This is a genomic window from Rheinheimera sp. UJ63, assembly GCF_021568285.1.
GTDB lineage: Bacteria > Pseudomonadota > Gammaproteobacteria > Enterobacterales > Alteromonadaceae > Alishewanella > Alishewanella maricola.
In genome coordinates this window covers 403,908-430,297 of the sequence record NZ_JAKGTQ010000002.1, presented here as the reverse complement: position 1 = coordinate 430,297, position 26,390 = coordinate 403,908, and the positions used below count along the sequence as shown (strand labels likewise).

General features: G+C 48.9%; 15 protein-coding genes. 5 read left to right on the top strand and 10 right to left on the bottom strand.

Going from position 1 to position 26,390, the window contains the following annotated elements:
* Positions 1-4 precede the first annotated feature (4 nt).
* The 3 genes from L1N97_RS08015 to L1N97_RS08005 form a co-directional block, all read right to left on the bottom strand.
* Complete coding sequence (locus L1N97_RS08015; protein ID WP_236129427.1) at positions 5-1,264, bottom strand: alkaline phosphatase family protein; 1,260 nt, start codon at positions 1,262-1,264, stop codon at positions 5-7.
* A 183-nt stretch (positions 1,265-1,447) separates the two neighbouring features.
* Positions 1,448-3,892, bottom strand: a complete 2,445-nt coding sequence (gene pbpC / locus L1N97_RS08010; RefSeq protein WP_236129426.1) for a penicillin-binding protein 1C — start codon at positions 3,890-3,892, stop codon at positions 1,448-1,450.
* Positions 3,893-3,937: 45 nt separating this feature from the next.
* Positions 3,938-9,769: an alpha-2-macroglobulin gene (locus L1N97_RS08005; protein WP_236129425.1), complete on the bottom strand. Its 5,832-nt coding sequence runs from the start codon at positions 9,767-9,769 to the stop codon at positions 3,938-3,940.
* 187 nt (positions 9,770-9,956) lie between these two features.
* On the opposite strand from L1N97_RS08005, the gene L1N97_RS08000 reads away from it, so the two are divergent.
* From L1N97_RS08000 to L1N97_RS07990, 3 genes are all read left to right on the top strand, one after another.
* Positions 9,957-10,589, top strand: a complete 633-nt coding sequence (locus tag L1N97_RS08000; RefSeq protein WP_236129424.1) for a methylamine utilization protein — start codon at positions 9,957-9,959, stop codon at positions 10,587-10,589.
* 76 nt (positions 10,590-10,665) lie between these two features.
* Positions 10,666-11,499 (top strand): DUF3034 family protein, encoded by an 834-nt coding sequence (locus L1N97_RS07995; RefSeq protein ID WP_236129423.1) that lies wholly within the window; start codon positions 10,666-10,668, stop codon positions 11,497-11,499.
* Positions 11,499-11,915, top strand: coding sequence for a group I truncated hemoglobin (locus L1N97_RS07990; protein ID WP_226750118.1), 417 nt, complete (start codon positions 11,499-11,501; stop codon positions 11,913-11,915). The genes L1N97_RS07995 and L1N97_RS07990 overlap by 1 nt, the downstream gene beginning before the upstream one ends.
* A 177-nt stretch (positions 11,916-12,092) precedes the next feature.
* Here the strand turns inward: L1N97_RS07990 and thpR are convergent, their stop codons facing one another.
* Both thpR and L1N97_RS07980 read right to left on the bottom strand, forming a co-directional pair.
* Positions 12,093-12,599 (bottom strand): RNA 2',3'-cyclic phosphodiesterase, encoded by a 507-nt coding sequence (gene thpR, locus L1N97_RS07985; protein WP_236129422.1) that lies wholly within the window; start codon positions 12,597-12,599, stop codon positions 12,093-12,095.
* 116 nt (positions 12,600-12,715) lie between these two features.
* Entirely contained in the window at positions 12,716-14,989 is a 2,274-nt protein-coding gene (locus L1N97_RS07980; protein WP_236129709.1) for a YgiQ family radical SAM protein, read from the bottom strand.
* A 174-nt stretch (positions 14,990-15,163) separates the two neighbouring features.
* Here L1N97_RS07980 and L1N97_RS07975 point away from each other — a divergent pair, with 174 nt between their 5' ends.
* The gene (locus L1N97_RS07975) at positions 15,164-16,063 is read left to right on the top strand and encodes a cation diffusion facilitator family transporter (protein WP_236129421.1); all 900 of its coding nucleotides are present in this window, start codon (positions 15,164-15,166) and stop codon (positions 16,061-16,063) included.
* A gap of 116 nt (positions 16,064-16,179) precedes the next feature.
* On the opposite strand, the gene L1N97_RS07970 is transcribed toward L1N97_RS07975, so the two are convergent.
* Together L1N97_RS07970 and L1N97_RS07965 are read right to left on the bottom strand one after the other, a co-directional pair.
* Entirely contained in the window at positions 16,180-16,716 is a 537-nt protein-coding gene (locus L1N97_RS07970) for a hypothetical protein (protein ID WP_229584304.1), read from the bottom strand.
* Between the two features lie 207 nt (positions 16,717-16,923).
* Entirely contained in the window at positions 16,924-17,691 is a 768-nt protein-coding gene (locus L1N97_RS07965; RefSeq protein ID WP_236129420.1) for a helix-turn-helix domain-containing protein, read from the bottom strand.
* Positions 17,692-17,826: 135 nt separating this feature from the next.
* On the opposite strand from L1N97_RS07965, the gene rhlP reads away from it, so the two are divergent.
* Positions 17,827-18,702: a rhombotarget lipoprotein gene (rhlP, locus tag L1N97_RS07960; RefSeq protein WP_236129419.1), complete on the top strand. Its 876-nt coding sequence runs from the start codon at positions 17,827-17,829 to the stop codon at positions 18,700-18,702.
* Between the two features lie 10 nt (positions 18,703-18,712).
* Here the strand turns inward: rhlP and L1N97_RS07955 are convergent, their stop codons facing one another.
* Genes L1N97_RS07955 through L1N97_RS07945 form a run of 3 tightly spaced genes read right to left on the bottom strand, consistent with a single transcriptional unit; the run spans position 18,713 to position 26,117 of the window.
* On the bottom strand, positions 18,713-21,808 hold the full coding sequence (locus tag L1N97_RS07955) for an efflux RND transporter permease subunit (protein WP_236129418.1): 3,096 nt from the start codon (positions 21,806-21,808) through the stop codon (positions 18,713-18,715).
* Entirely contained in the window at positions 21,805-25,044 is a 3,240-nt protein-coding gene (locus L1N97_RS07950) for an efflux RND transporter permease subunit (protein ID WP_236129417.1), read from the bottom strand. The genes L1N97_RS07955 and L1N97_RS07950 overlap by 4 nt, the downstream gene beginning before the upstream one ends.
* A 14-nt stretch (positions 25,045-25,058) precedes the next feature.
* Positions 25,059-26,117, bottom strand: a complete 1,059-nt coding sequence (locus L1N97_RS07945; protein WP_236129416.1) for an efflux RND transporter periplasmic adaptor subunit — start codon at positions 26,115-26,117, stop codon at positions 25,059-25,061.
* Between the last annotated feature and the right edge of the window lie 273 nt (positions 26,118-26,390).

The following is a 26,390-nucleotide window of genomic DNA, read 5'->3' as shown; positions in this document are numbered from 1 at the left end:
AATATTATTCCTCAGCCAGCATCAAAGCTACGGCTGCAGGATCACCATCATTCGGGGCCGGTGCAATTTGCAATACCGCAGCCATCACATTATAGATATCAACCATACTAAGCTTCTCGACGGCGGTGGCTTTTTTAAAGGCCGGGCCCACAGCAATCAAGGTCGTTTGCATATCCGCCTCGCTATTATCATAACCATGGCTACCACGCGGATCTAAATAAGTGGGATCGGCTTCCAAGCGGGCTAAAGCACTTTGCCGCACGAAAATCCACGGCTGTTCAGCCAGTAAAAAAATCGGTGCGATACGGCTATGCTGCTGGTAATGAAAACGCGCTGGGAAATCAGCTTTACGATATAAGCGCATCTGCTCTGGGTTATAACGCTCAGCAATTTGCTGATACAACGTATCTTCTGCGCCCTCTTTCGGGAAAATACTGATCAACTCACGTGAAAGCCGCACATTTAACGCTAAATCGGCTGAGAATAACTGATCCGCCACAATATGCTTGCGCTGATCCACTTCGGCCATGCCATGATCTGAGCTGATAATCAGATTCAACTCATCAGCTTGACCGCGAGCGGTTAAGGTTTGCATCAAATAGGCGATCTCAGCATCCACATCGGCTAAGGCTTGTGCCGTTTGTGCGGATAAGGGGCCAAAATCATGCCCGGCTGAATCCACATCGCTGAAATATAACGTAATCACCTTAGGGCGCTCAGCATAAGGTAACGCTAACCAATCAAGCACTTGCTGGGTACGCTGACGATTTGGCGTATTATGCACATAGGGAAACCAATAGCTTGGGCGCAGGCCATTGATTTCCGCTTCGGTACCTGGATAAAAATAAGTGGCCGCCATCTTACCTTGGCGCTCAGCCGTGATCCAAATAGGCTCACCCTGCCACCAGAAACCATCCCCGACTTCCTCGGACTTACTTAAGGCAAACATACGGCCCGTTGCCGGATCATAGATAGAGTTATCAACAATACCGTGCTTTTCTGGGTGTAAACCAGTTACCAAAGAATAATGATTAGGAAAGGTTTTGCTTGGAAAGACCGGTTGTAACTGTTTCACCTGCACGCCCGCTGCGGCTAGCTTAGAGAGAGTCGGTGCTTGATGCAGTTGCAAATAATCGTGACGCAAACCATCAATTGAAATAATTAACAAGCTGGTCTGTGCGGCGTCTTTTGCCGTCGACTCGGTTTGTTCGGGTTTAGCGCAAGACACTAACAACAGCAGCATAACAACAGTTAAAAATCGCATGAAACTAACCTTTTATTAGCAGAAACCAGCAGCGGAAAACCCACAAAACCAAAGCATTAACCTGCCCAGTGCTGCGGTAACCCCTTGGCGAAAGTACACATTGCTGCTAACGCAGCATGCAATTTGGTAAAGGCGATTAGTTTACTGCTTTTTCAAAGGCGCTTCATGCCATTTTGCCCATAATTATTGCACGTTCAACGTAATTTCACTGCTGCCGCCTAAATCATCCTGTACCCGTAACTGATATTCTCCGGCACTGGCTGACCAAAATAAGGTTTCATTCGCGCCAACCGCCCCTAAAAAACGCTTACCGGCAAACCAATAACTCTGTGTGGCGGCGCCATCTAAGCGCACCTGTAAGGCTAATGGCCGGCCGGCTTGGGCAAAATAGGTTAAACCCGCTTGGGGCGACACAATCTGCGGCGGTTGTGCTTGGCTTTGGGTTAACTGTGAACATGGGCTGGCGTAAGCGGGCGGTTGCTGTAAACGCACACCTGCTTGCTGATACAAGGCCGCAATATCAGAGGGCCAAAACTCAAATACCTGTAACTCGGTCAAAGGCGGTTGATGGTAACAAGCACGCAAGCCTGAAGCGCGAAAAATCGGTACTGGCCGATGTAACTCTGACAAAGCAACCGGTGATACGCCAGGGATCACCCAACCCAGCTCAGTGGCAGGGCAAAAGCGATTGGGTAATTGAAAACTTTGCCGACACAGCGCAACTTGGCGTAAGTTAAGCTTTTCCGACACCGCAAACAGCTGCTGATTCGCGTGTTGTTGCTCACCGAGCAGCGGTAATAACGAAAAAAACAAGGGTGCCGCTACCGTGCGCCCCACTAAATTCGGGTTGCTACTGCCATCAAAGTTGCCAAGCCAAACGGCCACCACGTAATCACCATAGAGCCCCAGAGTCCAAGCATCGCGATACGCATAAGAGGTGCCGGTTTTCCAAGCGATTGGCGGGCTATCGGTCAGCGCAGCTAAACGCGCATTTTGTAAGGCGGGCTGACTACTGAGCATCTGTAAGGTTAAAAACGCCGCCTCGGGCAATAAGCCGGCGTTATTCTCCGTTGCTGCTACCCTCTTTAGTTCATGGGCGGTTATCTCAACAACATCTTGGGGGTGATTGGCTGTTCCCCCCCACGGCTTAGCCTCTATGCTCGCGTGTTGTGTCACTTCAACCTTGGTAGTCGCATCGCTGGCAAGCCACTGCAAATCACGATACTGCCCTTGATTGCCGAGCATGGCATATAAACGCACCATTTGCTGCATCGACAACTCCATTCCGCCCAGAGCTAAGGCTAAACCATAATAGTTGGCGTCTTGCGGTAAGCGAACCCCGTTAGCCCCGAGCCATTGGTAAAAATCAGGTTGTGCTAACTTTGCTTGTAACGTGACCGCCGGCACATTTCGACTTTGCACCAAGGCTGCCGTGGCGGTTAACGGGCCTTGAAAACGGCGATCGAAATTCTCTGGGCTGAACAGGCCAAAACGCTGCGGTAGATCTTTTAATAGGCTTTTCGGGTGAATATGCCCTTGCTGTAACGCTAAGGCATAAATAAAAGGTTTTAAGGCTGAGCCTGGTGAACGCAGTGCCGCGGTACCATCGACTTGCCCCGCTATCTCGCGGTTATAAAAATCGGCAGAGCCGATATAGGCTTTGATCTGCATGGTTGGGCGGTGCACCACGAGTACGCTGGCATTACGCAGCCCTAAACGCTGTTGCTGGCGCAAATAGCTGTCGACCCGTTGCTGCACTTGCTGCTGTAAATGCCAATCTAAACTACTGTGTAACTGGCCACTGGGTTGTTGCACAGCCAGTGCTTGCACAAAATGGGGGGCGGTGAAAGGCAAGTCGGAGCGGCGTTTAAAACGAAGTGGGATCTGCAATAACTGCTGCTCACTTGCTGTTAACGGATAATACTGTTGCCATATTTGCAGTAACCGGGCTCGCGCTGCTTCAAGTTGTGCCGCGCCGTTTTGCCGCTCAGGGTTACGTTGTAGCGGGTTTTGTGGGATCACCGCCAGCGCTAAGGCTTCAGCCGTGCTGAGTTCAGCGGCAGTCTTGCCAAAGTAAATTAGGCTAGCGGCAGCAACGCTTTCGATGTTGCCGCCGTAAGGGGCGTAATTTAAATAGGCTTCTAAAATGGCATCTTTGCTGAAATGCCGCTCTAAATACAAGGCCAAGCCAATTTGCTGTAATTTGCCCAGCACAGTTTGACTGTCAATTCCGTAATGCAAACGAGCTAATTGCATAGTGATGGTGGAAGCGCCCTGCCGCCGCCCCCCCTTCAGTACCCCTTGCGAAAACGCTCGTGCTAACGCTAGCAGATCCACGCCAAAATGCTGGTAAAAGCGTCGGTCTTCATACAACAAGGTGGCTTGCTGTAACGCTGGGGCCATATCGGTTAGCGCCAGCCGTAACCGATAACGTTCATCCGTTGCCGGACGCAGTGCTAACAATTGGCCGCCTGCGGCAAAAACCGCTTGGCTTTGTGCATACTGGGCATACAGCTGCGGTTTGGCCGTAAACAAGGGTAAGCCATACCAAAACAACGCCAATAACGCGAGTAAGACCAACCCGCGCGCTATTTTCTGACGCCACAGCTGTTTTAACCTAAGCCTCATCACTGACAGTGCCCCAGCGTATTAGCGGTCATCCGTTGCGTACAACTAAGGTTGAGTTGGATCAGCTTGATAGGCACTCACCTCAAGCTGACCGGCTGGCGTGTAAGCGCGCACACGATTGTCGTACATGGCTTCAGCCGAGGCCACCGGCACCGTAAAACGACCGGCGGTGCTAACACGCACCTGATAAGTCAGCTCGGTCATTTGCGTTGCAATAGCGCCGTACCACAGCACGCGATCTTCACGAATGTCCATATAATCGGCCTGCCATAGGCCACTTTGCCGTGGCACTGAGCTGCGCACCACCTCAAAGCCGGCCGGTAATAAATCGGTAATCACCATATTACTGATGGTAGCACCCGTTAAGCTACGCAGCCGCAAACGCACGGTTAACAGCTGCCCTTGGCGCGCACGGGTGATTTTCTCGCCCTCACTGTTCAGGTAATCACGCACCAGCTCAACACCGTCTGCACGGGCTTTGCTCGGTAATTGCGCCGCATAGCCTTGCTCTGATAAGGCATAAAACAATGGGTAAGCTGCATTTAAGCTAAATTGCTGTAAGGCTTTATCCGTGGTGGCACGCGCATAAGGCCAGTTATCTAACAGCGCTAACTTTTCGCCGTCGGCTAATAACGTCGGTAATACCGATACGGTATTTGGCTTGATATCAGCATAAGCCGCTAACGCCAAAATGCTGTAAGCCGCCGCTTGCGTATGATAATCGCCCGCAAATAATGGCTCGAGCTGTGTTAACAGTTGCTCGCTACTAAGCTGTGCAGCCTGCTCTGGGAAATGCCGCGCTAATAACAACAGATACTGGCTATCTAAGTTAAACTGCGATTGAAACTCAGGGTTAGCAAAAGGCTGTGGCAAGTGATTAACCGGCTTGTAGTCGCGCTCAAGTAACGAGGTTTTGCCCGCTTGATAAGGCTTCAACAAACTTTGCGCTAAGCTAGGTTGCTGTAAAATTTGATAACTGGCCGCCATGTACACCGCCAAAATATCTGATTGCCAACGCTGTTCATGCTGCCGTGTTAAGCGTTCATGCAGGTGTGTTAAGGCATTACTGACTTGCTCGCCTTTTACGCTTAACAAGTAAATCGCCTGCGCGCGTAATCTCGCTTGATAAAGATTAGCACCAGCGCCTTGGCTTAAGGTCCGTAAATAATGCAGCGCCCGCTCCAGCATATAATGTGGCACGGCAAAACCTTGCTGCTCCGCTTCCAGTAAAAACTGGATCACATACAACGAGGGGAAATCTGCGCTTTGGGTATGACCTGGCCAAAAAGCAAAGCCACCATCGGCTTGTTGCCGTTCGGCTAAGGCTTGCAGCAGCTTAGCAAACTTTTCATTTAATTGTGGCCACTGCGCTTGGAAATGCGCTTGTTTAACCAAAGGGATCCAAGGAAAAACTTGGCTAACCATCTGCTCGGTACAACCATGCGGATAAGTATCCAAGTAATGACTTAAACGGTCGACCAATAGTAACGGGCTGCTACCCGCCGTAAGCTGCCGCTCAGCCAATACCGGCAACAAGGCCGTAGCATTCAGTTGTTGCTGCCCACTTTTGCTGTAACCAAACTGCAATTGCCGCAAATAAGGCTGTGCCGGGCGAATACTTAAACTCAACTCTCGTTGACTGCTCTGCTGACCGTCAACCGTGGCCACACTAAACCGAATTGAGGCTTCGCCAGGTTGCTCGTTTGCCTTTAATTTCAGCCGCAGAACCTGTGCAGCGCCTTCTTCCACAGTAATACTTTGCGTTGGCTCACTGAGCAAGGTTAAGCCTTGACTCACCGTTGTCTTAACCTCTAACGGTAACGCCTTACCTGAGCCATCGAGCATATTACTGATCGACAAACTGATCTCAAATTCATCTGCCGGTGCCACAGCCGTTAATACATCGGGCTGCAGAACAAAGGGCCCACGAACCAACACGTCTTGGCGAGTCGCTCCTAACGCCTGCTCAGAGACCCCCACGGCCATTAATTGCACCGTGCCATTAAAGGTATCGGGTAATCGCGCCTGATGCACACTGCCATTAGCATCGGTTTTCACCACACCTAACCAAAAGACGCCAGGTTGTTCCACCCGACGGGCGAACGGATTGGTGTCACTTTTCAATCGAGCCGCCGAAAGCATTATCCTTTCAGTATCACCACCAGGGCCTGCCGTTAAACGTTGTAAGGCGCTAAATTCCGGTAAAATAAGATCAAGCATCTGCATACTGCGCACTTGTAAGGCACGTTTTTGTAAGAAAAACGCCAGTGGATCGGGTAAGTCGTAAGCGGCTACCTGCAAGATACCGGCATCGACACCGTACAGCAGCACATCGGCGGGCTGATCGCTGCTTAAGCTAAAGCTAAATTCTCGCCCGGGCTGGATCAACGCCGGTGCCGTTAAGTTAAGCTGCAAGGTTCTGGCAGCACGAGCAATATTAAAGGGTTGCACCGCATAACTAAGCGGGCTTAACAGCAACTCAGGCGCACCGGCTGCGCGCACAAAACTGACATTTAAATAAGCATTACCTTGCAAGTCTGCCGGTATTTGAATGCGCTGCATGCTGTGGCTGCTGTCTGCTTGAAACCAGCGAAAGGCGACGACCTTGTTTGTTTCAATGGTGATTAAACCACTACCGGTATAAGGTGCCGTTACACTAAACTCTAACCACTCGCCCGGCTGATAATCGCTTTTGCTGAGTTTCAGTTGTAACTCGGCATTTTGCTCGAGTTGCGCGGTCAAATTAGCATTACCGACCACAGTGTAATCGGTTTGACTGACCAGCTCACCTGCCGTATTAAACAGCTGCAGCTGATAATCGCCAGGTTGCTCGGTATTCAACTGATAAGTTTGCCCTTGCTCGGCAATACTGAAGTCTTGCTCTGCTATGACCTTTTGCTGCAACACCGTTTGATATTGCAAGGTACCATCGGGTTGTTTCACCAAACTGGATAACGGTGTTTTTTGCACTAACTTTAGCGTTAAGTTGTCTTGTGCTAACGAAGTTAACTGTTGATTAATGGCTAAAAAATGTAATTGCCGAGCTTGCTGTTGCTTTAAAAAATTCAGCGCTCCATCGGCTTTCATGCCAATTAATACTGGGCTAGTCGCGATAAGCGCGCCATTACTGTGCTGCACTGCCCGCCCACCGGCGCTGTCAAACCCTTCAACGTACACTTGCAATTGCCAATGGCCCTGTTGAAAACGCTGCAGCGGTAAGCTAAAGGTCACCTGACCAGCGCTATCGGTTTGTTGCTCGGTTAAATTCTCGCGCTGCGCAACTAAGCTCTGCTCATTTGGGATCCCAAACTGATAATCTGGATAAGCATCAAATTGAAATGCGCTGGGCATCAAGACATAACGAGCAGCCACACGCCGCTGCTGCGCGGCACTGCCAAACAAGTTATCGAGTTGCAATGCTAAACTTAATTGCTCAGGCAATAACCAACCTTTTGCCTGTTGATTAAACTGACTACTTATTTTTAGGGTGTCGGGTAAAAACTCTTCTAGTTGAAAACTGACATCACCAAGTGTTTGTTGATGCCGGCCTTGCGCATCCACTAACATAATGAGGGCATCATATTCACCGGTATCGCTAAACTTAGCGGTGTCTAACTGAAAGCTTTGTAAACCACGCGCTGATAAAGTGAATTTTTGCTGATGCAGCGCATTGCCTCGTGGCCCGTTAACTTGCAATTGTAAGCTGAGGTTTTTGGCTGTTACCGGTGCTAAATCACTGCGGCGAATAATACTGGCTAATTGCACCGTTTCACCCGGCCGGTAAATGCCACGATCGCTGAACATAAAGGCTTTAAGCTGAGCCGCATTACCCGACTGATACTCGCCATCAATCGCAAAGCGCGAATAATCGAGTTGTCGACTGTAACGATTAAACGGAATAAACGTACTGTCGGTGCGACCGTTCTCAGTGTGCTGGACCAAATACACGGTGGCCTGCTCCGCCTCTTTTAAGCCATTAGTCACACCCAGCTCCACATGGCCTTGCTTATCGGTGATGCCGCTGTATACCGCCAAGCCATTACGCCCAAGCAATTGCACCTTGGCACCACTCACCGGCTTGCCGCTGGCTAAAGACATCACAAAGATTTTTTGGCTACTGTCTTGTTGGTGTTTCACCATCAAGCCTAAATCGGTGACCAACACCAGCCGCTTATCTAATGCTTCGCCTAACCAATCCGGATACTTCGGATCGTGTTGATATAGCTCTACAAAATACACGCCCATGCCTTCACGCTGCAGATGAGGTTTTAAATCTAAACTTAAAAACTGATTTTTTTGGGGTGTCTGATTATTGATTTCAAAGATCTGCTCGGTGATCGCCGCAAGGTTTTCCGCACCGAAACTGCGATTGTAAAAAAAGGGGTTGCTGATATCACCGCCACTTTGACTAATAAGATGATTAAGATGTTGCGGTAACACCTTAGCCAATCGCACTTTTAACTGTGGTAAGCCGCGGCTGACCAGTTGCAGCTTTTGCTCACCGGATAACATTAATACCGCACCCTCACCACTGATCTGCGCTTCTTTTGGATAATCCGGTAGCGTCAGTACGCGTTGATAGGTATGGCTTAGTTGATAATTATCTAAACCGGGTAAACCCGCCTTAATCATCACCGCCAATTGCCGCTTCGCCGGTAAATCCAATTTAATGGCAAAATCTTGTTGATGGGCAAAAGCCCCCGGCTCTAGCTGGTAATGCAATAACCGGGCTTGCGCTAAGGTGGCCGGCGTTAACTCTGCGGCCGTCCAAGTGCGTTTCGCCGGATGTATCGGTAATAGATATAACTGTAAATGTGCCGTCAGATCAGTAAAACGCACCCGATCAGTCAGGCTCAATTGCAATACTTGCTCAGGCTCCGCTTGGGCGTTACGCACTAATTGCAATTGCGCATCACTGATCTGCAACACCGTAGCTTGATCGGGGATCAACACTTGCTGCTGTTGCGCCTCTTGCGTGCGGCCTTGACCATGCTGCGCTTTAACGCCAGCGGCGAGCTCGAAAGTTAAAAATTGTGCTTGCTTAGGCAAACTAATCGGTTCGCTTTGCAGATACCAAACCCGTCCTTGCTCAGCACTTTGCAGGGTATAAGCAACAGACTGCGCTTTACTGCCCACTTTTTCTCCGCTTTGCGGCAAGTTTAAACTCAACGCTTTTTGCAAGCTTTGTTGCTCAACCGCATGAGTAAAAGCCAGCGTGGCTAAAATGCGTCGCACCGAAACCTGCTCGGGATCTTGATAAAACTGCAGTTGTTCTATGGCAACATTAAGGGCCGGACTGTCGAATGACCATTTGCGGGTAGCGAGAGCTATCTTGTCGGCAAACCAGGTTTTAGGCAGTGTGATCTGATAACGCTGACCCGCTGGCCAAGCTTGCTCGGGTAAAAACTGTAATTGGTTATCATCCAGCCATTGCCACTGGCCCTGAATGGCGGGTGTGAGCGTATCCCCTACCGCCAGGCTTTCACCTATTAAAGTCAGCTTTGCTGCGCTTAAGTTTGCAGTAGCTATCGGTAAACTGATCCGGGCGGGGTTAACATCGGCAAGTTGCGCGTTATCGCTGGCGGGGTCTTCTTGGTAAAAGCGCAATAATAACGGCGTGGGTTGTTCTACCTGTTGTACTATCTCACCTTGGCTTGGCGCGATCACTTGCGCTAACACCTGCGGTGCTTTGGGCAGTTGCCAATAATAGCGAGTCAATAACGCTAGGCTCATTAACGCCAACAACACAATAAGCAAAGCCGCACCAAAACGCTTCGGCTTCGCTTTCGCTTGTTGTTGTAGCTTGGCTAACCAAGCCGGTGCAGCCCAGCTGAGCTGCCCAAACAGCCGAGTAAATAAAGACGAAGCCCTAGACATACCCCTTCCTTGCTCGCGTCAACCGCGGAAAATTCCTCAATATTGTTAAAGTATAGCCCTGTTATATTAATAACCGATGAACTCTTTTAAAAAAGGCGGTGATAACCTAATGATTTAGGGAGAAAATTGAATTTAAGCCAGCCGTAGTTTAAAGTAAAAACCAGATCCCACTAAAAAAGTGTCCAACATGAAATTTCATTCCTCACTACTAGGCATACTGACGCTTGTTTTTGCTAGCTTTGCTTCTCAAAGCCAAGGTGTCAGCATTACCGTGTTAGATCAGACTAACCAACCGCTGGCCGATGCGGTGATTGAAATTATCAGCCCTGATTTTAAAACGACCACCGCAGCGAAGATAGCGCATGTCGCACAAGAAGATCTTGTATTTGTGCCCTTTGTTACCGCGATTCAACAAGGTAATCTGATCGACTTTCCCAATCGCGACAAAACCCGACATCACGTTTACTCTTTTTCTAGTGCTAAAACCTTTGAGATCCAGCTGTATTCCGGTAAGCCTGAAGCGCCCGTTCAATTTGACGAGCCCGGGATCGTGGTTCTTGGCTGCAATATTCATGATTATATGCTGGCTTATATCTATATAGGTGAAAGCCCGCTGTTACTCGTCACCGATAAGGAAGGTAAAGCACAGTTCCCTGAGGTACCTGCGGGTGAACTTCGCTTCAAAATCTGGCATCCATGGCAAGTTGAGGCTTTAGCTGAGCAAGTGGTTACGCCAGATGAAACGGGCCATCTCACCTTTTCCTTAGCCATCGAAGACAATGAAAAGCCCAGTGCACCTAAGCGCGGCTTTGGTAGTTAAGTTTATTTATGCTAAAAAAACGCCTGGGGGAACAGCCTAAGCAGCTGCCACTTTGGGTGTAGTCTGGAGATACACTATGATCACGCGTTTTACATTAGCCCTTTGTTGCCTACTTGCCAGCGCGAGCAGTGTTGCCGGCAGCAAAATCGTGGCGACAGGCGGTGCAAGTAGCATTGAAGGCAGTGCTGGCGGCGGTATTGTGCCGTGGGCAGTGATTAACGGTTATGGCAGCAGTGATGAGTGGAGCGCCACCGCTTTTACGAGCCGCGTCGGTGTTGATGATTTCACGCTAAATGTGTTTGGTGCCAGCGTCAGTTATGACAATAAATGGGAATGGTCGGTTGCCCGGCAAACCTTCAAACTAGATAGCATTGGCGGTGAATTACGCCAAGATGTCTTTGGTGTTAAATACCATATCGCCGGAGAACTGCTGTATACGGCTTGGCCGCAAATCAGCGTTGGCTTACAGTATAAAAAACACCGTGATTTTGGCTTACCGCAAGCGGTTGGCGCTCGTGATGATAGTGGTGTCGATGTTTATTTTTCTGCCAGTAAAGTGTTGTTTGACCAAGTTGCCGGGCGCAATTTGTTGCTAAACGGCACAGTGCGTGCCACTAAAGCTAACCAAACCGGTTTACTCGGCTTTGGCAGTGCTAGCGATAACAATTACCAGTTTGTCTTTGAAGGTTCAGCGGCAGTTTTGCTGAATTATAACGTGGCACTGGGCATTGAATTTAAACAAAAGCCTGATCAATTAAACTTTGCTACCGAGCAACATTGGCGCGATCTGTTTGTCGCGTGGTTTATCAATAAGCATGTGTCGGTGGTCGGTGGCTATGTCGACCTTGGCAGTATTGCCGGTTTTGATCAGCAACAAGGTTATTATATTTCAGTAGAAGGAGCCTGGTAATGCGCACCATCACCCCCTTAGTTTTCGCGTTACTGTTGACGGCTTGTAGCCAACACCCCCAACCTAGCTTGTATCAACAACTCGGTGGTGAGCCGGGTATTGCCGCCATTACCGATGGTTTATTGCAAAAAATTGAACAAGATCAACGCATCGTGCATCACTTTGCCGATACCGATATTGCACGTTTTCGCCGATTATTAGCCGAGCAGCTGTGTAATATCAGCGGCGGCCCTTGTGAATATACTGGTGGCACCATGCAAGAAAGCCATACCGGCTTTAACATTACCTTGGCGCATTACGATGCGTTAGTCGAAAACTTAATTGACGTGATGCAACAACAACAGATTAGCATCAGTGCGCAAAATCAGTTATTAGCCCTACTTGCGCCCATGTACAAAGACATCACTTATCGCTAATCACCTAAGCACCCGAATGCGCTGAGCTATCTCCTCCGACCACACTCAGAAACCGGTAAGAGCTCAGACCTCTGACCGCACTCAGAGACAGGTTGGACCACACTCTGAGACTGGTATGACCGGTGTCTGAGTGTGGTCGGACAACTGAAACTGAATAAGCTTTAATCTGACATCACGCTATTCATTCAGTGGCACATAACGCAGTTGTCCGGCAATTTGCGTTGAATGAAACAAGGCAAATCGGTCTATCTTAAGCTCTAACGGCAAACAAGCCGGCAAGAGCCCCTCGTGATCCACTTTTCGAAGTAAGGTGATATGCGGCTTAAATTCGGGGTGCTGTACCTCAAAGCCTTGTTGTTGACACAACTGCGTGATCTGCTGTTGTAACTGCAATAAAGGTTCAGGAATAACACTGGGCGCTAAGTAAGCAATTTTAGGTTTGGCGAAATAGCCCAATTTATCGAAAGTGAGCGTTATATCAATTGGCGCAATCGTCTTCGCCGCAGACAGTAAAAACGGCTCTTGCTCACCGTCTACTTGACCAAGAAAAAACAGCGTTAAATGAAAGTTATCCGCAGTCACAATTCGCGCATCAGGATACTGCGCTATCAGCTGCTGCTGATACGTTAGGATAGCTTGTTGCTGCGCTGGGGAAAATTGCAGTGCAAAGAACAGTCTTTTCATATGCTCATGCGCTAAGTTAATGAAGCTAAAGCCGCGGTTTTTGTCAGCGAGCCCTGCTGCGGTTTTCTTATCATAACCAAGCGCCTAGTGTGTGCCAGACGCTTGGTTGTTCAAGACTAACCGCGTTGCGCTTTGCCGTTATGTGGGCGCTTTGCTTTTGGTTTTACCGCTGTCGGGCCATGAGTGCTAGCTGGCGTAGCAGGCTTTTGGCCGTTGTGTTTGGCTTTAGGCTTGCTCGTATTATCGGCGCGCGTGACTTTTGCCGCCGGGTTTAACCCCGTGTGCCGCGTTAACGCTGGCTTACCCCCCCGTAGAGGTTTGCGCTGTAGCTCGTCTTTGCCTTCCGGTGGCACTAAACAGTCTTTGCCCCGGCCGATTAAATGCTGTAAACCCATCTTCGTCAGCGCTTCGCGAATACTTGGCCAGCCTTTTGGATCGTGATAACGCAAAATGGCTTTATGTAAACGGCGCTGTCGTTCACCTTTGGGTACCGGCACCGCTTCTTTATTCGCTTTATTAATGTTTTTCAGCGAATTCATCTCGGTGTGATAAATCGTGGTGGCATTGGCCATCGGGCTTGGATAAAAGTTTTGTACCTGATCTAATCTGAAATCACGCTCTTTTAACCATAAGGCTAAATTCACCATATCCATATCGGTGGTGCCAGGATGTGAGGCGATAAAATATGGGATCAGATATTGCTCTTTGCCCGCTTCTTTACTAAAGCGATCAAACATTTCTTTAAATTTATCGTATGCGCCCATACCCGGCTTCATCATCTTACTTAATGGGCCCTCTTCGGTATGCTCAGGGGCAATTTTTAAATAACCGCCGACATGATGCTGCACTAACTCTTTAACATAGTTCGGATCTTCTACCGCCAAGTCGTAACGCACACCCGAGGCAATCAGCACCTTTTTGATGCCTTCGATATTACGCGCTTCACGGTACAACTCTACCGTCGGGCTTTGATCGGTATCCATGTGCTCACAAATGGTCGGATAGACACAAGAAGGTCGACGACAAGTTTGCTCTGCTTTCGGGTTTTTACAATTTAAGCGATACATATTGGCCGTGGGCCCACCTAAATCGGAGATCACGCCGGTAAAACCTGGCACTTTGTCGCGAATGTCTTTGATCTCTTGCATAATCGACTCTTTCGAGCGACTTTGAATAATCCGGCCTTCGTGCTCAGTGATAGAGCAAAACGAGCAGCCACCAAAACAGCCTCGCATGATATTCACTGAGGTTTTAATCATTTCATAGGCAGGGATCTTGGCTTTGCCATACACCGGATGCGGAATACGCTGATAGGGCAAACCAAACACCAGATCCATCTCTTCGGTACTCAGCGGAAAAGCCGCAGGATTAACCCAAATATGCCGATCACCATGACGCTGCATAATGGCGCGCGCACAGCCCGGATTGGTTTCTTGGTGCAAAATACGTGAGGCATGGGCATACAACGGCTTATTCACACTCACCTGCTCAAACGCTGGTAGCTTAACGTAAGTCAGCTCCCACGGTTTTTGCCGTGGTGCCTGCACCATGATCGGCTTAGCTTCTTCTTCAACCGGTTTACTCAGATCAATACCGGCCTTAGCAAATTCAGAATAGCTGCTACAACCGACATCATCGGCACCATAAGGATTAGGGATAGGGTCGATTTTACCAATTTTATCGATGGCGGTGGAATCTACGCCGCGCCAGCCCGGCAGAGGCTCTTTGCGGATCACCGCAGTGCCACGTACATCCTGTATATCGGCCACAGGAATACCACTGGCAAGGCGATAGGCCACTTCAATTAACGGCCGCTCGGCATTGCCATAAATTAAGATGTCAGCTTTGGCATCAAAAATAACTGAACGGCGCACTTTTTCAGACCAGTAATCATAATGCGCAATACGGCGTAAACTGGCTTCAATACCGCCGATAATAACCGGCACATCACTGTACGCTTCTTTACAGCGCTGAGTATACACAATCACCGCGCGATCCGGTCTTTTACCCCCAATATCGCCAGCGGTATAAGCATCGTCATGCCGCAACTTTTTATCGGCGGTATAACGGTTGATCATCGAGTCCATATTACCGGCAGACACACCGTAAAACAGATTAGGTTTGCCTAAGCGCATAAAGTCGGCTTTGCTGTGCCAATCGGGCTGGGCAATAATGCCCACGCGATAACCCTGCGCTTCCAACATACGCCCAACCACTGCCATCCCAAAGCTGGGATGATCAACATAAGCATCGCCAACCACTAAGATAATGTCGCAGCTATCCCAACCTAACTTGTCCATTTCGGCGCGAGACATCGGTAAAAAAGGCGCGGTGCCGTAACATTCGGCCCAGTATTTTGGGTAAGAAAACAGATCGCGTTCAGGCGCCATCCGGGCTACCGGAGCAGATTTACGAAGATTTACAGTAGTCGCGGACATAATTACAGCACCTGAGTGTTACAAGGCCGCATATTATACAGGGTGTGCGATTGAAAGGCGAATAAGCCGCATGACTTTACTGCCTCGCAGGGCTACACTGACTTTTTGTCTCGAAGATTTGCGCCGATGTCTAGCCTACGCCCACGTCAATTGCTGTTACTGTCGCTACTTGCCGGTTTTTTAACCATGGCGTTAAAAACCTTGGCTTGGTATTTAACCGATTCGGTGGGTTTTTTATCTGACGCTATCGAGTCGCTGGTGAATGTCGCGGGCGCGAGTTTTGCGCTAATGATGGTAACACTGGCCAAACGCCCCGCTGATGAACAACATCCTTTTGGCCACGGCAAAGCAGAATACTTCTCAGCCGCTTTTGAAGGCGGCATGATTTTTCTGGCGGCACTGGCGATTATGTTTACCGCCGTTGAGCGTTTGCTCAATCCTCAACCTTTACTGGCTTTAAATATCGGCATCGCGCTAACTGTGCTGGCCAGCCTGCTTAACTTAGCCGTGGGCTTGCTACTGGTTAAAGGTGGGCAGCAACATCAATCGCCGGCCTTAGAGGGTGATGGCAAACATTTATTAACCGATGTTTGGACCACCGCTGGCGTGGTTATCGGGGTCGTGTTAGCGGCATTAACGGGGTTTATTTGGTTGGATGCCTTGGTGGCTATTTTGGTGGCCTTGCATATCCTGCGTGAAGGCGGCAGTATTTTATTCAAGGCGATAAATGGCTTAATGGACAGAGCCTTGCCTGCAGAGCAAATTGCCACGATTGAACAGATTTTTGTCGAGCTGGGTAATCGCCAGGCGCAGTTTACTCATTTACGCACCCGCGCTGCCGCCACCCAAGCGTTTGCGCAAGCGGATTTACTGGTACCCGGTGACTGGAGTGTCGAGCGTGCGCATCAATTAGCTGATGCTGCCGAGCAGCAATTACTCAGCTTAGGTGTGCAATTAACAGTACATATTGAACCGTTGGACTATAACAGCTCGGATAACAGGCTACTCAATCCAACCGTTCATTAACTCACTTTAGCCAGTCATATTGGCGAGATGCTGCATTACCTCGCGACCTTGGCAAGCCACTCTTCAGCAGCGAACAACATCGCTAGGCGGTGCTAAATGCCGAGAGACAGTAAAAACTATATCGCCAAGCCTGGCATACTGACCGCTAAATTAATGAAGCGCTGCTGGTGTTGCTGCAAGGCCGCCAAGTCTTCACTGGTTAAACACGGCTGAATCACTTTTTGCATATGACTGGTTTGCGCCAAGGTTTTTTCAACTTGATCGCGCTGCGCTTGCGGTAAAAACGGCAACGACTGCTGTGACAGATTCAACATCGGCTGCATCGATTGCAGAACTGGCCAAGCCCCTTTCGCGGTTAACTCTAAAAAGACTGCCGGAGTTAGCTGGTGCGCGGCCAAAATTTGTTGCATCTGCGCCACATACTCTTTACCGCTTTCCTTCGCTTGTAACTCACTGACATGCTGTGGCCAGTTGCAATGTGGCTGTAATCTTAAACGCTTTAACTCCGCGGGGCTGTCTTGCTCAATTTTCGCCAATTGCGGTAAAGCCGCCTCTAAGCGACTGATATTTTGCTCAGTAATCACGGTAGCGGCCGACAACACACTACTAAAGCCAAACAACGGCAACATCAGCGCTAATACTTTCATTCGCATAAAAACCTCTTCACTATTTAAGTAAATTGCTCCACAACACCACCGACCTGTCTCTGAGTGTGGTCTAACCTGTGCGGTCCAACCTGTCTCAGAGTGCGGTCAGAGCTCAGAGCTCGTACCGGTGTCTGAGTGTGGTCGGAGTTGTCTCTGAGTGTGGTCTGATCTGTGTTTTACGCGCTTAAGGCTGAACGCTGGCTGAAAGCGTGTTTAGCTTAGATTATCTTGGCGTAATAACCGCTGCAAAGCACCAAAACGCCAATCGCGTAGCGCCAGCACCACGCTACTGCCATGGCGCTGACTAAGCGGTAACTGACTGTCTTGTTGAACTAATTCGTTAAATTCATGGGCGAGGCGTTTTAGCTTGCGTTGAAACACCACATTATTCGATACCGACAACATGCCATTTAACACCAGTAAGCATTCTTGCTCGCCGTTAAAACGATGATGAATAAAGTCGGTTGCCAGTTGCTGTTGAAAGAAGCGTTGAATGGGGCCATCGCTACGCCAACTAAAATTCGGGGCCACTTTTAATTTAATGCGGTTTTGCGGTAGCAGTTCAATCAACTTTAAACGGTCTAATTTAATCAACTTTTGCAAACATTCACTCGGCGTCAGTTGATACCACTGCAGCATGTCTTGCATCGTCCAATGATTTAACGCCGATACGGCCACCACTAACAAGGTCAGATCTTCAGTTAACTGCTGCTCTTGCTGTTCGGTCAGTTGCGTTACCTGCCACTGAGCTTGCTCTAATAAACGCAGCAGATCAGTAAAGTCTAAGGCCATCAACTGACAAATGCTTTCAATGCGCGCCAGCGTAAACTGCTGTTGAGAAAACATCCGTTTCACACTGGCTTCAGTTAGCCCAAGATGGGCTGCGACCTGTTGGTACGTTAAGCCATGCTGTTTTAAGGCCTGCTTTATCACTTTAATTAATGCGTTACTTTGTTGCATCGGATGTTCAGCTATTGTCATACCCAGCCTTAAAAGTAGCGTATTATGCTACCAAAGGCGATAAATATTGCTGCTTTTATTTTTTAGGTAGCGCATTGTTTACATGCCTGCTAGCTTAATGACTAAGCACATCTGCTCAACCAAAAGGACGCTATTATGGCTCTGTCAATTCGTCAAATCAGCATTAGTCTTGCCCTACTTTGCAGTTTAACCGGTTGCGCCAGCCAGCAAATGGGCAGCCGCAGTAGCGTGGTCGATTACCTATACCCTACGGAAAGTGAAGTGATGATTAGCCCAGCGACACCGGTTTTACAATTACCCATTCGCTTAGGCATAGCCTTTGTACCGGCTGATCGCAGCCATCAGCGTGGTGACAACCCTTGGGCTTGGCAAAACACCGGCGCTAACCTGCTGACTGAACCGGCTAAGATGCAAATTCTGGATAACATTGCCGCACAATTTAGAGAACGTGAGTTTATTGGTGATATTCAAGTGATCCCAAGCGCCTATTTGCGACCGCAAGGCAGTTTTACCAATCTTGATCAGCTAAAAACCATGTTCGGTGTCGATGTCATCGCCTTAGTGTCGTTTGATCAAGCGCAGTTTAGTGACGACTCTAAAGCCGCGCTGAGTTATTGGACCTTGGTCGGTGCCTACTTAGTGTCGGGGCAGAAAAACGATACCAGCACTTTGATGGATACCGCGGTTTATGCCATCGACAGTCGCAAGTTGTTATTCCGGGCGCCAGGCGTCAGCCAAATACAAGGGCGCTCCACGCCCATTAACCTAAGTGAAGAACTACGGCTTGATAGTAGCGCGGGCTTTGCTGCAGCCAGTGAAGATATGATCAGCAATTTAGAAACAGAATTACAGCGTTTTACCGAGCGTTTAAAAGCGCGGCCAGAGGATATCCAAATTGTCAAAAGTAGCAATTATCGTGGTGGCGGTAGCTTCGGTTCAAGCTTTTTAATAATCATATTTGGCCTGTGGCTGAGTCGGCAACGTGCTCGCCAGCCACTCAGCCAAAGTTAAAGCTTAAAGGTTAGGCTCGTTTTAATAAGCGATGTTGCCAACGCTGACTGCGCAGTAACAACTGCGCACAAGCGGCGCGTAACTTTATCAAGCCATAATAATTTAACGGTACCAGCAGCAAACTGGTTAACGTAGAGAATAACAAGCCACCGATGATCGCTAAGGCCATCGGTGCATAGCTGGGGCCGTCACCGCCAATCGAAGTGCCGCCTAACGCCAACGGGATTAAACCTAACACCGTAGTGGATACCGTCATTAAAATCGGCCGTAGCCGTAAAGTACAGGCTTCTACAATCAAGGTTTTTAGCGGCAGATCAGGCTGTAATTGCCGATCTTGATTAATACGATCAACCAATACAATGCCGTTATTCACCACAATGCCCATTAATACCAGCATGCCAATCATCCCCATCACTCCCATGCTGGTGCCGGTGAGCCAGAATGTCCAAAACACCCCAACAAAAGAAAACAATAGGCTGCTGATCACCGCATTGGGCAGTAATAACGATTCAAATAACGCCGCCATCACAATGTAAATCATCGCCAGCGCCAGCAACATATTCACCATCATCACTTGCTGCTCTTCGTTTTGCTGCACAAAGCCGCCTTGATAAGACCATCGATAACCGTCAGGCAGCTGCACTTGCTGCATTAACTGATCAATGTCTGCCCGTGCTTGTTCGTTTTTAACATCGGGTTGTAATGCTAATTGCAATGCAATACCGGTTTGCCGTTCAAAACGGCGGATCGACTGTAATCGTGGCATCACCTTTAATTCCGCCACCTGCGACAATGAAATGCTGACACCGTTAACCACCGCCACGGGCAAGGCGGCAAGCTCGGCCGGTGATTGGCTGATGCGTTCATCGTAAATCAAACGGATCAACAGCTCACCCTGCTCACTGCTACGAAACGTGCGTAAATTGACCCCACGTAGCGCCAAGGCAACGGCATTCGCCACCTGATCGGCCGCCAATTTTAGGCGATCCAGCTCAGTACGTTTTAAGATAATTTGAATTTCTTGTTGCCCTTTTGCCAAGTCAGAACTGACTTCGGCTAGGCTCGGTAAGCTTTGTAACAGCGGTTGGATCTCGGCGGCTAAGCTTAATAAACGCTCGGTCGAACTGCCTAATAAGTGCAGCTGCAACGCATTGTTATTATTACTGAAACTAAATGAAGGTTGCGAGCGTACCAGCGCTGGCCAGTCGGTACGAATTTGCTCTTTTAGTTGCGCTAAGGGTACTTCAAGCTCAGGTTTCAGCAGAATAATCGACATGGCATGCCCAGCACGATAATAACTATAAACCGAAGCAATCCCAAACTCTGCCTGACGGCTATATAAAAACGCTTCCATCGTCGACACTTCTGCCCGCACTTCTTCTAAGCTGTAATTACCTTGCACATTATAATTCAGGTACAAGCGGCTGTTATCCTGATCTTCATCATTGCTGCTGCCCATTTGCGAAAAGGGTAAGCCGGCACTGGCCAGCACCAACAACGCGGCAACACTGGCGGTTTTCGGCCAATTCATCACCAGCGTCAGCACGCGATGATAATACTGCTCTAGCGCTGAAGCCGTTTGCTGTGGTTGTGCTTGCACCTTTAATTTGGTGGTTAATAGCGGGATCAAGGTTAAAGCTAACAACAAAGAAATGCCCAAACATAAACAGATGGCAATGGCGACATGCTCTAAAAAGATGGTCAGCTGCATCTTTTCACCGATAATATTCGGTAAAAACACTATCGCCGTGGTGGCGGTACCGGCTAATACCGCCAAGCCAACGCGCTTTACCCCCCGCTCGGTCGCCGCGCGGATATCGCCGCCTGCTGCACGTTCCCGAAAGATGCTTTCGGTAACCACCACCGCATTATCAACCAGCATACCTATGGCTAACATTAAGCCCATCATGCTAAGAATATTTAAGCTATAGCCCATAAAATACATGGCGCCCAGCGCAATCACGATAGCCGCAGGCACGGATAACACCACAATTAAGGTGGTGGTTAAATGCCGTAAAAATAAAAACAACACAATAAACGACAGCAAAGCGCCGATGGCACCGGCCATTAATAAATCGCGCAGCGACGTTGTCACGCTGTCGGCCAAATCATCCATCACAAATAAATTGATGCCATTAAATGCCGGGTTCGCTTCAGCCTTGGCCACCACTTGCATGGCGGCAGCGGCCACTTCCACCAGGTTAGCACCCGATTCTTTGTACACGTTCATGCCAACCGCGTAGGTTTGATTTAAATGGCGCCCTTCTTGGCGTTTAGGTAACTCAAGCTCAACGCTGGCCAGATCGCGCAGTTGCAAACCAGGCCGTACCGGCAAAGCAGCGATCTCACTCAGATCTTGATACTCACCCAGCGGTTTCACTAAGACACTTTGCTCTGGATTACGCAACTCGCCGGCACTTAACGAAAAGTTACTGCCACGCAATTGCGCCAGTAAACTACTGGCATCGACATTCAAAGCACGCAATTTGTCGGGATCAAGGCGAATAATGACTTGGCGTTTTTCCACACCGTATAATTCTACTTTCGATACCCCCGGCACGCGCTCTAACGGCCGCTTAATTTGCTGCTCCAGCAAATCATAAGCCATCGCCAAATCACGCTCAGAAGAGATACGTAATTGAAAAATCGGCATATCGCTGGTGTTAAATTGAAACAGCAACACGCGCTCGACATCGCTTGGCAGCAAATGCCGAATACTATCAAGGCGTTCGCGTACCTCTAAGCCCTTGCTACTGATGTTTTCGCTCCAACGAAACTCAAGCGATACATCACCGCTGTTTTCATTGGCAAAACTGCGCAAACGCTTAATACCACTGACCGTCGCTAACGCTTCTTCTAAAGGCCGGGTAATTAAACGCTCTACTTCAGCAGGGCTAGCATTAGGATAAGGTACGGTGACATATAATTGCGGCACATCAATGCCCGGTAGCATCTCTAGCGGCAATAACCTGCTGGCTAAACCACCGAGTAACAGAAGCGAAATAAAAAACATGCAAATGGTCACCGGCCGACGCAGAGCTAACCGGGTTAACCCCAAGGGTTTTTCTGTTGCAGGTTTTTCTGTGGCAGGTTGTTCAGTGTTCATACTTGCGCCTCCGTAACAACAGCACTTTGGCGGTTTTGCTGAAAGCTATACAGCACCGGTATAAACACCAAGGTTAATAAGGTGGCTAAACTTAACCCAAAAATTACCGTGATCGCCATCGGCGCACGAATTTCACTGCCTTCGCCAGTGCCAAGCGCCAGTGGTAATAAACCGAGCACCGTGGTTAAGGTGGTCATTAACACGGGGCGTAAACGACTTTGCCCAGCCAATATAATGGCCTCGGTCATCGCTTGGCCTTCCGCCCGCAATTGATTAATGCGGTCAATCAGCACGATGGCGTTATTCACTACGATACCTGCCAACATAATTAAACCAATAAACACGATCACCGATAACCGCGTATCCGTGAGCCACAAACCTAACACCGCCCCTGCTCCTGCTAGCGGCACCGTAAATAAAATGAGTAAGGGTTGCAGTAAATTCTCAAACTGCGAGGCCATCACTAAGTACACTAAAAACACAGCGAGTAACAAAGCAAACATTAAAGAACTATAGGCCCGAGCCATTTCTTCGCTTTGCCCCATCACCTGCACCACTTGGCCTGGCGGTAACACCAGTTGCTGTAACAGGGTATTGGCACGATCGGTGGCTTGCTCTAAATCACCATAGGCTAAATTGGCCGTGACAATGGCAACTCGCTGCTGGCCTACTCGGGTAATTTCGCTTGGGCCTACTTCACGGCGCACTTGCGCAACGGCACTTAACGGCAAAGGCTCGGCTGCACCAGGGTTGATGATCAGTTGCGCCAGTTGTAATTCATATTGCCGATATTGCTCGGCTAAGCGCACGCGAATATCAATTTTCCGATCGTTTACCGAAAACTGCCCCGCCACTTCACCGCCGATATAGGTTGCGACACGCTTGGCCACCTGCTGTGCTGTCATGCCTAATTGTGCTAAACGGGCATGATCAAAGTACAGCGTAATTTCTGGCTGGCCTGGTCGTAAACTCGATTTAACATCCGTAAAACGCTGATCGGCACTTAATAAGCCCTGCAAGCGCTCTGCCGATTCGGCTAGCTGGGATAAATCATAACCACTAATTTCAATTTCTAACGGCGTACTAAAACTAAACAACTGCGGCCGGTCAAAGTGCGCGTTTACCCCTGGCTGTAACGCTAAACTGCGGCGCAGCTCTTCTTGCAATAACTGCTCATCCGCAGCACTACTCTCGTCGGTTAACACCACATGAAAACGGCCCCAATGGCTGCCACCAATGGCGGGATCAACCGTCATTTGCGCGCCAGTACCGGCTAAACCATAGCTGCGCGCCACCACCGGATATTGTTCTAATTGCTTAGCTAGCTGCTTTAACAGTGCATCCGTTTGCTCAATTGCCGAGCCCACCGGTAATTGCACATCAACATAAAATTCACCTTGGCTAAGTTGTGGTAGTACATCCGCGCCTAAGCGTGGTAATAAGCTAAAGCACGCTCCTGCAGCGATAAAGGTAACGAGTAAGGTCAGCGTTTTCGCTTGAAGCGCTTTGCGAAGTACTTTTAGATAACTTTGCTCTAACACGCTTAATAACCATTGCACCAAAAGCACAGCCGGGCGACACACCCAATACAAGCCTTTTGCAATAAGATTAAACAACAGGCTCAGCACGCTAACCAGTGATAATAGTACAAGGTATAAGCCACGACCGATTAAGCGCAGCGGCAATAATGGCCAGTGATACCAACGCGTGGGTTTTAATGACGGCAAAGCCGCGGGGGCTTGGTCATCCTCGGTAGTGACCTGTTTACGACTGCGCGCTGCCATGGTCGGAATTAACGTTAAAGCCACCACCAGTGACACTAACAAAGCAAAGGTCACGGTTAAGGCTTGATCACGAAACAGTTGCCCGGCGATACCTTCAACAAAAACCAAGGGAAAAAACACGGCAACTGTAGTTAAAGTAGAGGCAGTAATCGCCATCGCCACTTCACCGGCGCCTTTTTGCGCAGCGGCTTTCCCCGATAACCCCAGCTCTTTGTGCCGGGCAATATTTTCTAACACCACAATGGCATTATCGACCAGCAAACCAACCGCCAAGGCAATACCGCCTAGGCTCATCATATTCAACGTAATACCCTGACCGTACATCAAATTAAAGGTCGCAATGACCGAAACCGGAATGGAGACAGAAATAATCAAGGTGGCCCAGGCATTTCGTAAAAACAAATACAGCACTAACATCGCCAGTAAGCCGCCGATAACGCCTGCAGATTTCACATCGGAGATGGCTTGTTTAATAAATTGAGATTGATCAGATAGCACCTCCAGCTGATAGCCTGGCGGCAGCATTTTACGTAGCTCAGGCAAACGCGCTAATAACCCTTCAGCCACGCGCACCGTGTTGGCATCGCCCTCTTTATAAATGGCCAGTTCAATGGCCTGACTGCCATTGATGTAACTGATACTTTGCCGATCAGCAAAAGCATCGCGCACCTGTGCTACATCTTTTAAGCGCACCTGACTGTTACCAACCGTAGTTAAATACAGGTTTTCAATTTCTTGCAGCTCGGCGAATTGATTGATGGTTCTGACCAGATAATCATAAGAGGCGGTTTCTAACCGTCCGCCCGCTAAATTGATATTCTCGGCTTTTAAACGCTGGGTGATCACACTGATATCAAGTTGCAGCTGACTTAACTTTTGTGGATCCACCAAAATCTGAATTTCTTGGGTTAATCCCCCGTCAGGGCGCACCGCAGCGATACCGCTAAACGACTCCAGTTTTCGGCGCAAGTCTTCTTCAGCAAAGGTACGGATACTGACCAACTCTGCTGCGGTCATGTTGGCTTTAGACAACGACAGCCGCACCACCGGATCCAGGTTAGGGTTAAAACGTAGCAATAACGGCTTATCGACATCTAAGGGTAAGAAAAGTACATCCAGTTTCTCTCGCACTTCTAACAGCGCCAGATCCATGTCGGTGCCCCAATCAAACTCCAGCACCACATCAGAGCGTCCGGCTCGTGACACCGACGTGACTTTACGGGCCCCTTTAACAATGCCTAGCGCTTCTTCGACCGGCTTGCTGACCAGTTGCTCTACTTCAGCCGGGGCCGCGCCAATATAGGTAGTACGCACCGTCAAGCTAGGATAGGACAGATCAGGTAGTAAATTAACCGCTAAGCGGCCGACCGACACTAAACCAAATAATACAATTGCGAGGGTAAACATCCAGACGGTAACCGGCCGGTTGACAGCAGTATTGACCAAACTCATGATAAACGTCCTTGTTAGAATTCGCGCTCAGAAACCACTTTAACCAAGCTTTGCTCTTTAAGTGCAGCATGCCCCGCTACCACCACTTGATCGCCTACGTTTAAACCGTCTAGCACTTCGACCATATGATCTGCGGTATAGCCCAAAGACACTTGGCGACGTTGCACTCTATTATCGGCATCTAACACCATCACACCGGCTAAATTATCTAAGGTAATAAGCGCGCGCTTAGGGATTAACAGTGCTTGCTCACGGGTATCAAATTGGATTTCAACCTGACTAAACATACCGGCTTTTAACTGCCGTGCTTGGTTATTAATAATCAACGTGGTGCGCACCGTACCTGAGCTAGCATCGACCACTGGCGCTACGCGACTGATACTGGCGGTAACACTGGGCACACCAGCAAAGCTTAATATGGCGGCTTGGCCACTTTTTGCTTGCAGCATTTGTTGCTCAGGTAAATGCACCACAGCTTCTAATTCGTTTTCACTGACCAAATAAAACAGTGAATTTGGTGCCAATTGGTTAATCAATTGGCCGGTTTTAACAAAACGCCGCGCCACCACCGCATTAAATGGCGCGCGAATTTCGGTTTCTCGTAAATTGAGTTCAGCCAGTGCAACGCCGGCTTGCATGGCCGAGACTTGCCATTTTAGTTTTTCATACACCTCGGTGCTGACTAATTTGCGTTGATGCATTTCATGCATTCGGCTCAGCTCAGATTCTAAGCGGCCTAACTCGGCCCGCTCTTTAGCTAACAAGTGTTGTTGCCGCTCGTTTTCTAAAACCGCTAACAATTGCCCCGCTTTAACTTGATCGCCTTCTTCCACGAGCACTTGCTGCACGATACCGGTGCTTTTCGCCATCATGTCGGCTTCAGCCCGCGCGGTTAAGGTAGTGGTTGTACGATAACTGCTACTGATGGCCCCTAAACGCGAACGTGACGTTTCTACTGGGATCGCCACCTCTGCGGCGGCGGTGCTGTTGGGGCTACTTTGCGCCTTATTGCATCCTGTTAAAACTACGCTACCGAGTAACACCACCGCCACTAACGCTAATTTCGCCTGCATTTTTCCATTCCTTGCACTATAAACGTATTATAGATATTGATTGCAGCCACTATGCCAAAACTAAAATAAAAATATAATCAGTAAGTTAGCAGATAATTGTTACAATTCATGTTTTTTAACATCCTAATTAAATGGCGGAAATAACGATTAATTAGTCAATTTAACTAGCCTTGCTAAACCTTCAGCCTGATAGCAGCGTAAAACGAAGTACAGGCTGCGTTCAGCTTGGCTTGCTAAATTATTACACTGTGAGGCGTGCATAAACTGCGCTAA

Coding starts and splice junctions, on each gene's coding strand:
- L1N97_RS07955 (WP_236129418.1), bottom strand. CDS start 21,808: ATGAACACTGAACAACCTGCCACAGAAAAACCTGCAACAGAAAAACCC.
- L1N97_RS08015 (WP_236129427.1), bottom strand. CDS start 1,264: ATGCGATTTTTAACTGTTGTTATGCTGCTGTTGTTAGTGTCTTGCGCT.
- L1N97_RS07980 (WP_236129709.1), bottom strand. CDS start 14,989: ATGGCGCCTGAACGCGATCTGTTTTCTTACCCAAAATACTGGGCCGAA.
- L1N97_RS08005 (WP_236129425.1), bottom strand. CDS start 9,769: ATGTCTAGGGCTTCGTCTTTATTTACTCGGCTGTTTGGGCAGCTCAGC.
- L1N97_RS07975 (WP_236129421.1), top strand. CDS start 15,164: ATGTCTAGCCTACGCCCACGTCAATTGCTGTTACTGTCGCTACTTGCC.
- L1N97_RS07945 (WP_236129416.1), bottom strand. CDS start 26,117: ATGCAGGCGAAATTAGCGTTAGTGGCGGTGGTGTTACTCGGTAGCGTA.
- rhlP (WP_236129419.1), top strand. CDS start 17,827: ATGGCTCTGTCAATTCGTCAAATCAGCATTAGTCTTGCCCTACTTTGC.
- L1N97_RS07965 (WP_236129420.1), bottom strand. CDS start 17,691: ATGACAATAGCTGAACATCCGATGCAACAAAGTAACGCATTAATTAAA.
- L1N97_RS07995 (WP_236129423.1), top strand. CDS start 10,666: ATGATCACGCGTTTTACATTAGCCCTTTGTTGCCTACTTGCCAGCGCG.
- L1N97_RS07990 (WP_226750118.1), top strand. CDS start 11,499: ATGCGCACCATCACCCCCTTAGTTTTCGCGTTACTGTTGACGGCTTGT.
- thpR (WP_236129422.1), bottom strand. CDS start 12,599: ATGAAAAGACTGTTCTTTGCACTGCAATTTTCCCCAGCGCAGCAACAA.
- L1N97_RS07950 (WP_236129417.1), bottom strand. CDS start 25,044: ATGAGTTTGGTCAATACTGCTGTCAACCGGCCGGTTACCGTCTGGATG.
- L1N97_RS07970 (WP_229584304.1), bottom strand. CDS start 16,716: ATGCGAATGAAAGTATTAGCGCTGATGTTGCCGTTGTTTGGCTTTAGT.
- L1N97_RS08000 (WP_236129424.1), top strand. CDS start 9,957: ATGAAATTTCATTCCTCACTACTAGGCATACTGACGCTTGTTTTTGCT.
- pbpC (WP_236129426.1), bottom strand. CDS start 3,892: ATGAGGCTTAGGTTAAAACAGCTGTGGCGTCAGAAAATAGCGCGCGGG.